The organism is Achromobacter veterisilvae (genome assembly GCF_037619525.1).
In the GTDB taxonomy this organism is placed as follows: Bacteria; Pseudomonadota; Gammaproteobacteria; order Burkholderiales; family Burkholderiaceae_B; genus Achromobacter; species Achromobacter veterisilvae.
The window spans coordinates 1,919,325-1,931,505 of record NZ_CP148753.1 but is presented as its reverse complement, the minus strand read 5'-3'; the positions used below and the strand labels follow the sequence as shown (position 1 = coordinate 1,931,505).

Here is a 12,181-nt window from a genome sequence, read left to right as displayed (position 1 = left end):
TTCAGAACGAAAACTGGTTCAACACATCCGGCATACCCTTGGCCAGGTCTTCAGCCTCGCGGCTGGCCAGGGTAGCGGCGTCCCACAGCTCGAAGTGCGCGCCCAGACCGAGCAGCATCACGTCGCGCGTCATACCGGAAGCGTTGCGCAGTTCAGGCGCGATCAGGACCCGGCCGGAGCCGTCCAGTTCCACGTCCTGAGCGTTGCCCAGCAACAGCCGCTGCAACGCGCGGGCCGTCATGGGAAAAGCGGCGATCTGTTCGCGCTTCTTTTCCCACTCGGGCCGCGGGTACACCAGCAAGCAGCCGTCAGGGTGGCGGGTCAGGGTCAGCCGGCCATCGGCCTGCGACATGAGCGCGTCACGATGCCGGGTCGGAATCGAGATCCGTCCCTTGGCATCCAGCGTGAGCGCGCTGCTTCCCTGAAACACCACTTTTACCCCACTTAATTGCACAATTTCCTACTATTTCCCACTCTACGGTATGGGACAGGGGCGGTCAAGCGCGTGGTTGCAATTTTTTCAATCACAACAAGGACTTAGATCAATATGTAAAACCGCAAAAACAAAAACCTCCTAATAAATCAGGAGGTTGCGGCACTATCTAAAAGTCCTTCTTCAGAAGTAGCGGCTAACAATGGCTTTGCATTGTTTTACGATCGGTCCTTCGCTCCTATTGGCGAGGCTTCCCGCCGCACCCGGCGCCGGAAGCCGGCGGAAAAATGCCGGACCGGTCCGAGCGGCTCCGGAAACCCGTCCGGTGCCGCTCGTTTTGGGAATAAGTTGCAAGACGGATCTATAGGCCGGATTCTGTACACCAGGTTTCCCTGGCGGACGATCATTCCTCTGCGCGGACCATTGCTGGGCCGCTGTAGCCATCTACCCGCATGCTTGGACGGAGCCGCCCTTCGCGGCCCGAAGACCGCACGCATGCCTATTTGATGTTGCTCCGGATAGAGGTTGCCGCGTTTCACCCTGCGATGCCGCCGCCCGTTGCCGGACGGCGCGGTACGGAGATGGCCGTACCTGTGCGCGCGATGCGCGCCCACCCCGCAGACTCGTCTCTGTGGCCCTGTTCCTCAACCGCGCCCGAAGACGCGGCCGGACGGCCGTTAGCCGTTATCCTGCCCTGTGGAGTCCGGACCTTCCTCGATGGATTCGCATCCACCGCGATCGCCCGACCCGCCTTGCGGTTCGTATTCTAGTACAGGTGGCGGCTCCGTCCCCGAAGAGCGCCGCGAACCGCCCTCCCCAAAACGGCCTTGCGGGTTCCTGCGACAATACGCCTTGATTCGCACAGACGCAGACGCTGCCCCATTACATGGCCCTCGCTACCCTCATCACCCTTACCGATGTCCAGTTGGCCTACGGCCACCACCCGCTGCTGGATCACGCCGATTTCGCCATCCAGGCCGGCGAGCGCATCGGCCTCATCGGCCGCAACGGCGCCGGCAAGTCCTCCCTGCTCAGGCTGCTCGACGGCAGAACGCAGCCCGACGACGGCGACATCGCCCGCAGCTCCGGCTTGCGCGTGGCCACCGTCGAACAGGAACCCGAGCTCGACGAGAACGCCACGGTCTTCGACGCGGTCTGCAATGCGGAAGGCGACCACGAAGACTGGCAGCGCCCGTCGCGCGTGCGCGCCGTGCTCGAAAAACTCGGCCTGCCCGCCGACGTGCAGATCGCCGGCCTGTCCGGCGGAACGCGCAAGCGCGTCGCGCTGGCCCGGGCGCTGGTCGACGAACCGGACTTGCTGCTGCTGGACGAACCCACCAACCATCTCGACTTCGAAGGCATCGCCTGGCTGGAAGACATGCTGCGCGGCTGGAAAGGCGCCGCGGTCATCATCACCCACGACCGCCGCTTCCTGGACGCCATCGCCACGCGCATCGTCGAACTCGACCGCGGGCGGCTGCTGAGCTTTCCCGGCAACTTCTCGCAATGGCAGGAACGCAAGGCCCAGTGGCTGGAGTCCGAACGGCTGGAACAGGCCCGCTTCGACAAGCTGCTGGCGCAGGAGGAGGTCTGGATACGCAAGGGCGTCGAAGCCCGCCGCACCCGCAACGAAGGCCGGGTGCGCCGCCTGGAGCGGCTGCGCGTCGAACGCGCCGAGCGCCGCGAGCGCGTGGGCAATGTTTCGCTGGCGCTGGCCGAAGGCCAGCGCTCCGGCAAGCTCGTCGCCGAACTCGAACACGTCGGCAAGACGTTCGGCGACAAGATCGTGGTGGACGATTACTCCACCACCATCCTGCGCGGCGACCGCATCGGCATCATCGGCCCCAACGGCGCCGGCAAAACCACCCTGCTCAAGCTGATCCTGGGCGAAATGCAGCCCGACAGCGGCGCAACGCGGATGGGCACCAACGTGTCGGTCGCCTACTTCGACCAGATGCGCGCGCAACTGGACGAAAACGCCACGCTGGTCGACATCATCAGCCCGGGCAGCGAATGGGTCGAAATCGGCGGCACCCGCAAGCACGTCATGAGCTATCTGGGCGACTTCCTGTTTTCGCCGGCGCGCGCCGGGTCGCCCGTGCGCAGCCTGTCGGGCGGCGAACGCGCCCGCCTGCTGCTGGCGCGGCTGTTCGCCCGGCCCGCCAACGTGCTGGTGCTGGACGAACCCACCAACGACCTCGACATCGAAACGCTGGAGCTGCTGGAAGAACTGCTGCAGGAATACCCGGGCACCGTGCTGCTCGTCAGCCATGACCGCGCCTTCCTGAACAACGTCGTCACCCAGACCATTGCCTACGAAGGCAATGGCCGCTGGCGCGACTATATCGGCGGCTACGACGAATGGGTCGCCCAGCGGCCCGCGCCCGCCGCCGCCCCTGAAGACGCCGATAGCCCCGCCCGGGCCGCGGACGACAGCGCCGCGCGCGCCAAGGCCGCGCGTCCCAAGCCCGCCAAGTCGTCCAAGATGAACTCCTGGGAACTGCGCGAACTGGAAGGCCTGCCCGACGCCATCGCCGCGCTGGAAGCGCAGCAGGCGGAACTTGCCGGCAAACTGGCGGATGGCAGCCTGTACCGCGATGCGCCGGCCGAGGTCGAGCGCATCAACAGCGAACTGGCCAAACTGGAAAGCGACCTGGAAGAACGGTTCGCCCGCTGGGAACTGCTGGAAGCGCGCCGCGAGGGCACGCTGTGATTTGACGCCTCTCTATATACATATAGAGAAGCAAGGGAAACGGGCTGTCCGGGGACAGCCCGTGCAAGCGCCTAGGCGCGAGCGCGCCAGGCCAGCGCTTCGCCGGCGGCCAGCGGCACCAGCGTCGTGTCGCCGAACGGCAAGTCGTCGGGCACCTGGTAGGTCTCGCGCACCAGCGTCAGCGTGCCGGTGTTGCGCGGCAGGCCGTAGAAGTCCGGGCCGTGGAAACTGGCGAAGCCTTCCAGCTTGTCCAGCTTTCCGGCCGCGTCGAACGCGGTCGCGTACAGTTCCATAGCGTGCAGGGCCGTGTAGCAGCCGGCACAGCCGCAGGCATGTTCCTTCAGTCCGCGCGCATGCGGCGCGCTGTCGGTGCCGAGGAAGAAGCGCGGGCTGCCGCTGGTGGCGGCCTCGACCAGCGCCTGGCGGTGGGTTTCGCGCTTCAGGATCGGCAGGCAGTACCAATGCGGCCGCACGCCGCCCTGGAAAATCGCGTTGCGGTTGTACAGCATGTGCTGCGGCGTGATCGTCGCCGCGATCGGCCCTTCGGCATCCCGCACATATTCCGCGCCTTCTTTCGTCGTGATGTGTTCGAACACGACCTTCAGGGCGGGGAAGGCGCGACGCAGGGGCTTCATCACGCGCTCGACGAAAATCGCTTCGCGGTCGAACACGTCGATCGACGGATCCGTCACTTCGCCATGCACCAGCAAGGGCATGCCACATTTTTCCAGCGCCTCGAGCGCCTTCGCGCATTTGCCCAGCAGGTCGGTCACGCCCGCGTCCGAGTTGGTCGTGGCGCCGGCGGGATACAGCTTCACCGCATAGACCTGGCCCGATTCATGCGCGCGGAAGATCTCTTCGGAGGACGTGTTGTCCGTCAGGTAGAGCGTCATCAGCGGCGTGAAGGTCGCGGGATTGCCGCCCGCCCTGGCCAGTGCCTCGAGAATGCGGCCGCGATAGGCCAGCGCCTGCTCGGTGGTCGTGACCGGCGGCCTCAGGTTCGGCATGATGATCGCGCGCGCGAACTGGCGAGCGGTGTCCGCCACCACGGCTTGCAGGGCCGCGCCGTCGCGCAGGTGCAGGTGCCAGTCGTCCGGCCGGGTGATGGTGAGCTGAGTCGTGTTTTGAGTAGACATGGAAAGGCTTCTTAATCTGCCAGCGGCATGCCCCGTTCGGCCAGCGCGCAGAACATCGCGCTGCCCAGGGGAATGACGGCATCGTTGAAATCGAAATGCGAGTTGTGCAGCACGCAGCCGGAATCGGCCCCGCCCTGCCCCAGCCGGAAATAAGCGCCCGGCTTGCTCTGCAGCATGAAGGAGAAATCCTCGGAACCCATCGACGGCACCAGGTCGCGCACCACGTTCTCCTTGCCTATCATCTCGGTGGCGATGTCGGCCACCAGGTTGGCGTGCTGCGGCGTGTTCAAGGTCGCGGGATAAATACGTTCGTAGACCACTTCGGCCGTGCCGCCGAATGCGCCGGCGATGGCCGACACCAGTTCGCGCATGCGCGTTTCCACCATCTCCTGCACGGACTTGCGGAACGTGCGCACCGTGCCCACCATCTTCGCTTCGCGCGGAATCACGCTCATCGCGCCGGGATGCCCGGCCTGCAGGGATCCGATGGACACGACCGCCGAATCCAGCGGATTCACGTTGCGCGACACGATCGTCTGCAGGGCCGTGATGATCTGCCCCGCGATGGTGACCGGATCGATGGTCTGGTAGGGATGCGCGCCGTGGCCGCCGCGCCCCGTGATCAGGATCTCGAAGCGGTCGGCCGCGGCCATCATCGGCCCGGGATTGATGCCCACCGTGCCCGGCTTCAGGCCGGGCCAATTATGCAGCGCATAGATCGCGTCGCAAGGGAAGGTATCGAACAGGCCGTCTTCGAGCATGGCGCGCGCGCCGCCGCGCCCTTCTTCGGCGGGCTGGAAAATCAGCACCGCGGTGCCGTCGAAATTGCGCGTCTGCGCCAGGTACTTCGCCGCCCCGATCAGGATGGCCGTGTGGCCGTCATGGCCGCAGCCGTGCATGAGGCCGGGCTTGGTGGACTTGTGGCCGAAATCGTTGTCCTCCGTCATGGGCAGCGCATCCATGTCGGCGCGCAGGCCGATCATGCGCCCGCTGTCGAAGCGCTTGCCCCGGATGACCCCGACCACGCCCGTCTTGCCGATGCCTCGATGCACCTCGATTCCCAGCGCTTCAAGGGCGCCGGCGACGATCCCGGACGTCCGCACCTCCTCGAAGCCCAGCTCGGGATGGGCGTGCAAATCGCGCCGCAGCGCCGTCAATTCGTCGTGAAACAGCCGAATCGATTCCAACGGAGATCGTGCGTACATAGGAGGTTACAGAATGACGAGATAGAAAGGACAATCTGAGCATTTTAGTTGCTACAGAGGATAAATGCCTTTGTCTTTACGGGAGAGACACGTTATGCTCCGGCCGCAGGACAATTTTTCCAACAGCCAGAGAAGGAGCGCCGCATTATGGCCACAACCTCCAAACCCGCGACCGCGCGCAAGCCGAACGCTGCATTCATGAAGCCCCTGACCCCGAGCGCCGAATTGGCGGCTGTCATCGGCTCGGAAGCCGTGCCGCGTACCGAGGTCACCAAGAAGATCTGGGAATACATCAAGAAGCACAACCTGCAAGATGCCAGCAACAAGCGCAACATCAACGCCGATGCCAAGCTGCGCCCGATCTTCGGCAAGGATCAGGTCACGATGTTCGAACTGACCAAGCTGGTCAACGCACATCTGAAGTAAGCAGGCAAAGGGCGTACCCCGTACGTCCCTGCCTCCTGCTCGCCGCGACGCCCTGGCTCAGTGCCGGGCGAGCCCGCATCGCTTGCAATAGCGCCATCTCCTCCGCATCCCGGCACCTTCGCCGCCTGCGCTGCCACATCCCTCCCCGCATCGCCTGATCGTCAAGCCTTGCGCGCTTCTTCGAGCAACCAGCCGCGAAAAGCCGCCAAGTCCGGACGCTGCGCCGCCGCGCGCGTGTAGACAATCCAATAGCTATAGTCGTTCGGCAAGGCCAGATCGAAGAGCCGCACCAATCGCCCTTTGCGCAAATCGTCGCCCGCAAGCGTCAAGCGTCCCAACGCGACGCCCTGCCCGTCTATCGCGGCCTGCAGGACCAGCGCGGAATCATTGAATGCCGGACCTTGCGATAGATCCAGCGAGACATTCGCATGGCGGCACCATTGTTCCCATGCCCCTCGCGGCTGATCGTGCAGCAAGGGCACCGAGGCCAGGTCGGCCGGCTCGGCCAGCAACGGCGGGCCTTTCGCCAATGCGGGGCTGCACACGGGAGACAGCGATTCGCGCGCCAGCAGATCCGCCTTCAGGCCCGGCCATCGGCCCAGCCCGGAACGGATGCCGGCATCGAACGCATCGTCGCCGCTCCACGTATCCAGGGAACTCGTCACGCGCAAATCCACTTCGGGATGCCTGGCGCGAAACGCCGGCAGGCGGGGCAACAGCCAGCGTGACGCGAACGACGGCAATACCGTGATGCGCAATGGGCCGTCGCGCGATTCGCGCACGCGCCCGGTCGCCGCCGCGATCTGGTCGAACGCCTGCGACAACTCCGCCAGGTAGGACGCGCCCTTGCGGGTCAGCGTCAGCGCGTGGCCGCGGCGCGTGAACAGCGGCTCGCCCAACCAGTCCTCGAGCTGCCGCACCTGATGGCTGATGGCGGCTTGCGTCACGCAAAGCTCGCCCGCCGCGCGCGTGAAACTCAGGTGCCGGGCGGCGGCCTCGAAGGCGCGCAGCGCTCCAAGAGGCGGCAGGCGTCGCATCGTCCTTGATTAGCTGTATTTATGAAGCGTATGAGAATAGATCGTTTTGCGCCCGCCGGATAGCGCTATCTACTAGAGCCCTTCCGGCAGGCGCCTGGCGCCGCCGGCCTCTACCACGCGAAAGGACGGCGGCGATGATGGCTTGGGACGTTTGGGCGGTATTCCTCGGATATGCGGTGCCGATGATCGCCAGCCCGGGGCCCGGCAATACCTTGCTGGCCACGGCGGGCGGCCGTTATGGCGTGCGCGGCTCCGTGCCGTTCTGGGTGGGCTTCGAAGCCGGCAACGCCGCGCTTTGCGCCCTCTATGGACTGGGCCTGGGCGGCACCCTCCACGAGTATCCCCAGCTCCACGCCATTCTGAAATGGGCCGGCGCCGCCTATCTGCTGTACCTCGCGTGGGGCTTCTTCCGCGCCTCGGCCGCGCCCGCGGGCCAGCAGCGCGGCGGCAAGCGCCTGGGATTGCTCGATGGCTTCGTCTGCGTGGTGTTGAATCCCAAGATCCATTCGATGATCATCGTGATGTTCGCCCAGTTCCTGGTGCCGGGAACCGGCCTGGCAGGCCAGGTCGCGCAGTTGAGCGCCGCATTCGTGATCCTGGGATTGTTCTGCCATTTCCCCTGGATCTACGGCGGCCAGGTCGTCCTGGGGCGTTTCACGTCTGCGCGCGCCTTGAGGATCCAGGCCTTGGTGTTCGGCAGCGCCATGCTGGCGGTCGCCGCTTATGTGATCGTGTCCTAGATCCGCCTCGAAAGACGCCCCAATTGAAAAAGGCCGGCGGATGCCGGCCTTTTTTTCGGGGTGTGAACGCTCAGGCGTAAGTCGTCGGCGCCGCGCCTTCCAGCAAGGCCAGCCAACCCTTGATCAGGCGGTACAGCACCCAGACCACGGTGGCGGCCAGGCCGATCCACCCGATGAAAATAAGCGTAGCGATGGCGCTGATCGCCAGCCACAGCAGGGCCCACCAGAAAGTGCGCAGCAGCCAGTCGAAGTGAGAGGCGTAGACGGTGCCCGCGGCATCCGAGCGCTTGATGTACATCAGCACGACGGCCGCCAGCGTGGCGATGCCCAGGAATCCACTCGTCAAAAAGCCCAGGGCGTACAGGCCATAGGCAACGTGGGTCAGCGTGCGCAGATCTAAAGTCGTACCGGGCACGGGGGTCTGGGGATCACTCACGATAACGCTCCAACGAATTGACTCGGTCAATCTTACCGCACAAAGCCACCCCGCCCACGGCCGTTGTTATTTGGGCACATTCAATGCTGGCGCGGCTTGCAGCTTGATTGGCGGTTGACGAGCGACAAAGAAAAACCCCACAGCGCAAGCTGTGGGGTTCCGGGATTGAAGCCTGACGATGACCTACTTTCACGGACGTCCGTCCACTATCATCGGCGCAAAGGCGTTTCACTGTCCTGTTCGGGATGGGAAGGAGTGGGACCACCTCGCTATGGTTGTCAGGCATAGCTGTTTGAACGCCTGCCCATCATGGCAAGCGCTCCAATTCTGGAGCTGGCCCGACGCTGGCGCCTGGAGACTGACTCGACAAGCGCCCTCATGGGCTCTCACAAAAGACAAAACCCCACAGGTTATACCTGTGGGGTTTTGCGGAATAAAAGCCTGACGATGACCTACTTTCACAGACGTCCGTCCACTATCATCGGCGCAAAGTCGTTTCACTGTCCTGTTCGGGATGGGAAGGAGTGGGACCAACTCGCTATGGTCGTCAGGCGTAACTGGTTGAGCTGCCGCGCGTAAGCGCAGCCGCTCCAATCTGGGAAGAAACACAACGCGTGGTGACCAGAGTCGAACTCGATGGTCACGCACGAAGGGGGTGTAATTGATGTTGGCTGGCTGCCGACGGTGCAGCCAGATTTTGATTTGAACGACACTTGGAACGCTACATCACCAGGTCAATAACCATCAGTGTTATAGGATCAAGCCTCACGGGCAATTAGTATCGGTTAGCTTAACGCATTACTGCGCTTCCACACCCGACCTATCAACGTCCTGGTCTCGAACGACCCTTCAGGGGGATCAAGTCCCCGGGATACCTTATCTTCAGACGAGTTTCCCGCTTAGATGCCTTCAGCGGTTATCTCTTCCGTACTTAGCTACCCGGCAATGCCATTGGCATGACAACCGGTACACCAGAGGTACGTCCACTCCGGTCCTCTCGTACTAGGAGCAGGCTCCGTCAAGTATCCAACGCCCACGGCAGATAGGGACCAAACTGTCTCACGACGTTTTAAACCCAGCTCACGTACCTCTTTAAATGGCGAACAGCCATACCCTTGGGACCGGCTACAGCCCCAGGATGAGATGAGCCGACATCGAGGTGCCAAACACCGCCGTCGATATGAACTCTTGGGCGGTATCAGCCTGTTATCCCCAGAGTACCTTTTATCCGTTGAGCGATGGCCCTTCCATTCAGAACCACCGGATCACTATGTCCTGCTTTCGCACCTGTTCGACTTGTCAGTCTCACAGTCAAGCACGCTTATGCCATTGCACTATCAGCACGATTTCCGACCGTACCTAGCGTACCTTCGAACTCCTCCGTTACACTTTGGGAGGAGACCGCCCCAGTCAAACTGCCCACCATGCACTGTCCCCGATCCGGATAACGGACCAAGGTTAGAACCGCAAACAAACCAGGGTGGTATTTCAAGGTTGGCTCCACGCGATCTAGCGACCACGCTTCAAAGCCTCCCACCTATCCTACACAGGCCGGTTCACAGATCAATGCAAAGCTACAGTAAAGGTTCATGGGGTCTTTCCGTCTAGCCGCGGGTAGATTGCATCATCACAAACACTTCAACTTCGCTGAGTCTCAGGAGGAGACAGTGTGGCCATCGTTACGCCATTCGTGCAGGTCGGAACTTACCCGACAAGGAATTTCGCTACCTTAGGACCGTTATAGTTACGGCCGCCGTTTACCGGGGCTTCGATCAAGAGCTTGCACCCCATCACTTAACCTTCCGGCACCGGGCAGGCGTCACACCCTATACGTCGACTTTCGTCTTTGCAGAGTGCTGTGTTTTTAATAAACAGTCGCAGCCACCGATTCTCTGCGACCCCATCATGCTCAGCGCGCAGGCGCGTCACACTACCGGGGTATACCTTCTCCCGAAGTTACGGTATCAATTTGCCGAGTTCCTTCTCCTGAGTTCTCTCAAGCGCCTTGGAATATTCATCCCGTCCACCTGTGTCGGTTTGCGGTACGGTCTCGTACAGCTGAAGCTTAGAGGCTTTTCTTGGAACCACTTCCAATCACTTCGCAAGCCATGCTCGCTCGTGCCATACCCTTGATTTACGCGCCCGGATTTGCCTAAGCGCCATCTTCGATACAGCAACAGGGACATCCAACACCCTGATGATCTTCCGCAATCCGTCCCCCCATCGCACTGTACGACGGTGCTGGAATATTAACCAGCTTCCCATCAGCTACGCATCTCTGCCTCGCCTTAGGGGCCGACTCACCCTGCGCCGATGAACGTTGCGCAGGAAACCTTGGACTTACGGCGAGGGGGCTTTTCACCCCCTTTATCGCTACTCATGTCAGCATTCGCACTTCTGATACCTCCAGCAGCCTTTACAAGCCACCTTCGCAGGCTTACAGAACGCTCTCCTACCGCGTGCACAAAGTGCACACCCGCAGCTTCGGTTTATCGCTTAGCCCCGTTACATCTTCCGCGCAGGACGACTCGATCAGTGAGCTATTACGCTTTCTTTAAAGGATGGCTGCTTCTAAGCCAACCTCCTGACTGTCTATGCCTTCCCACTTCGTTTCCCACTTAGCGATAATTCGGGACCTTAGCTGGCGGTCTGGGTTGTTTCCCTCTTGAGTCCGGACGTTAGCACCCGGTGCTCTGTCTCCCAAGCTGTACTTGCGGGTATTCGGAGTTTGCCATAGTTTGGTAAGTCGCCATGACCCCCTAGCTATAACAGTGCTCTACCCCCCGCAGTAATACTTGAGGCACTACCTAAATAGTTTTCGGAGAGAACCAGCTATTTCCAGATTTGTTTAGCCTTTCACCCCTATCCACAGCTCATCCCCTAATTTTTCAACATTAGTGGGTTCGGTCCTCCAGCACGTGTTACCGTGCCTTCAACCTGGCCATGGATAGATCATCTGGTTTCGGGTCTACACCCAGCGACTAAAATCGCCCTATTCGGACTCGCTTTCGCTACGGCTTCCCTATTCGGTTAACCTTGCCACTGAATGTAAGTCGCTGACCCATTATACAAAAGGTACGCAGTCACCCCACAAGGAGGCTCCTACTGTTTGTATGCATACGGTTTCAGGATCTATTTCACTCCCCTTCCGGGGTTCTTTTCGCCTTTCCCTCACGGTACTGGTTCACTATCGGTCGATCACGAGTATTTAGCCTTGGAGGATGGTCCCCCCATCTTCAAACAGGATTTCACGTGTCCCGCCCTACTTGTCTTACGCTTAGTTCCACACACAAAATTTCATCTACAGGGCTATCACCTGCTACGGCCGGACTTTCCATTCCGTTCGACTATCTTGCATGCTAAAACGTAAAGGCTCTTCCGATTTCGCTCGCCACTACTTTCGGAATCTCGGTTGATTTCTTTTCCTCGAGCTACTGAGATGTTTCAGTTCACCCGGTTCGCTTCCACTAGCCTATGTATTCAGCTAGGGATACCGCATTGCTGCGGTGGGTTTCCCCATTCGGATATCTGCGGATCAAAGCTTGTTTGCCAGCTCCCCGCAGCTTTTCGCAGGCTACTACGTCCTTCATCGCCTGTGATCGCCAAGGCATCCACCATATGCACTTAGTCGCTTGATCCTATAACGCTGTAGGCTATAGGACCTGAGTATTAGCGTTTGTGCCGTTCATAAGTTTCAAAGCAGTCTGAGGTTATTCACCCCAGTCTTGAGAACTTGGAACAAAATTAATGCAATCACAACCCGTACTCATCTTCATCAGCGAAGCTGATTACTTGATAAGTACATTTCGTTGTGCTTCTTCCAGATTGTTAAAGAACGAATATAGCTGTTGGGTAAAACCCAACTCATAAAGCCGAGGATTCAAACTTGAATCGCGACGTTATGAGTTGGCCTCTACGCTGCACCAGGTGAATATAAAGATCGAAGATCATTCATATTCGATGGTGGAGGTGAACGGGATCGAACCGATGACATCCTGCTTGCAAAGCAGGCGCTCTCCCAGCTGAGCTACACCCCCATACCCTGCTTCGCGCAG

Annotated in this window: 8 protein-coding genes, 1 tRNA gene, 3 rRNA genes and 1 other RNA gene; 3 read left to right on the top strand and 10 right to left on the bottom strand. The window is 60.9% G+C overall.

From position 1 onward, the window contains the following. Window position 1 precedes the first annotated feature (1 nt). Both mraZ and rnpB read right to left on the bottom strand, forming a co-directional pair. A complete protein-coding gene (gene mraZ / locus WHX56_RS08995; RefSeq protein WP_006226256.1) occupies window positions 2-430 on the bottom strand; it encodes a division/cell wall cluster transcriptional repressor MraZ in 429 nt (142 codons plus the stop codon). A gap of 351 nt (window positions 431-781) precedes the next feature. After that, window positions 782-1,187: RNase P RNA component class A (gene rnpB / locus WHX56_RS08990), an RNA gene on the bottom strand. A gap of 132 nt (window positions 1,188-1,319) precedes the next feature. Between rnpB and WHX56_RS08985 the strand changes: the two genes are divergently transcribed. Then, window positions 1,320-3,146: an ATP-binding cassette domain-containing protein gene (locus WHX56_RS08985; RefSeq protein ID WP_338881019.1), complete on the top strand. Its 1,827-nt coding sequence runs from the start codon at window positions 1,320-1,322 to the stop codon at window positions 3,144-3,146. Between the two features lie 71 nt (window positions 3,147-3,217). Here the strand turns inward: WHX56_RS08985 and pyrC are convergent, their stop codons facing one another. Then, window positions 3,218-4,282: a dihydroorotase gene (gene pyrC / locus WHX56_RS08980; RefSeq protein ID WP_129239278.1), complete on the bottom strand. Its 1,065-nt coding sequence runs from the start codon at window positions 4,280-4,282 to the stop codon at window positions 3,218-3,220. Between the two features lie 11 nt (window positions 4,283-4,293). After that, window positions 4,294-5,487, bottom strand: coding sequence for a M20 aminoacylase family protein (locus WHX56_RS08975; RefSeq protein WP_129239279.1), 1,194 nt, complete (start codon window positions 5,485-5,487; stop codon window positions 4,294-4,296). Between the two features lie 147 nt (window positions 5,488-5,634). On the opposite strand from WHX56_RS08975, the gene WHX56_RS08970 reads away from it, so the two are divergent. Next, the gene (locus WHX56_RS08970; RefSeq protein WP_006217453.1) at window positions 5,635-5,913 is read left to right on the top strand and encodes an SWIB/MDM2 domain-containing protein; all 279 of its coding nucleotides are present in this window, start codon (window positions 5,635-5,637) and stop codon (window positions 5,911-5,913) included. A gap of 161 nt (window positions 5,914-6,074) precedes the next feature. Here the strand turns inward: WHX56_RS08970 and WHX56_RS08965 are convergent, their stop codons facing one another. Beyond that, window positions 6,075-6,950, bottom strand: a complete 876-nt coding sequence (locus tag WHX56_RS08965; protein ID WP_338881018.1) for a transcriptional regulator GcvA — start codon at window positions 6,948-6,950, stop codon at window positions 6,075-6,077. A 137-nt stretch (window positions 6,951-7,087) separates the two neighbouring features. Between WHX56_RS08965 and WHX56_RS08960 the strand changes: the two genes are divergently transcribed. Then, window positions 7,088-7,690 carry a LysE family translocator gene (locus WHX56_RS08960; protein ID WP_338881017.1) on the top strand — a complete coding sequence of 201 codons (603 nt, stop codon included), beginning with the start codon at window positions 7,088-7,090 and terminating at the stop codon, window positions 7,688-7,690. A gap of 70 nt (window positions 7,691-7,760) precedes the next feature. Here WHX56_RS08960 and WHX56_RS08955 read toward each other — a convergent pair whose 3' ends face one another. From WHX56_RS08955 to WHX56_RS08935, 5 genes are all read right to left on the bottom strand, one after another. Next, entirely contained in the window at window positions 7,761-8,126 is a 366-nt protein-coding gene (locus WHX56_RS08955) for a DUF4870 family protein (protein ID WP_062685147.1), read from the bottom strand. A gap of 170 nt (window positions 8,127-8,296) precedes the next feature. After that, window positions 8,297-8,409: ribosomal RNA gene (gene rrf / locus WHX56_RS08950) — 5S ribosomal RNA — on the bottom strand. Window positions 8,410-8,565: 156 nt separating this feature from the next. Continuing rightward, window positions 8,566-8,678, bottom strand: a 5S ribosomal RNA gene (rrf, locus tag WHX56_RS08945). Between the two features lie 202 nt (window positions 8,679-8,880). Then, window positions 8,881-11,764: ribosomal RNA gene (locus WHX56_RS08940) — 23S ribosomal RNA — on the bottom strand. Between the two features lie 323 nt (window positions 11,765-12,087). Beyond that, a tRNA-Ala gene (locus WHX56_RS08935) sits at window positions 12,088-12,163 on the bottom strand. Window positions 12,164-12,181: the final 18 nt, after the last annotated feature.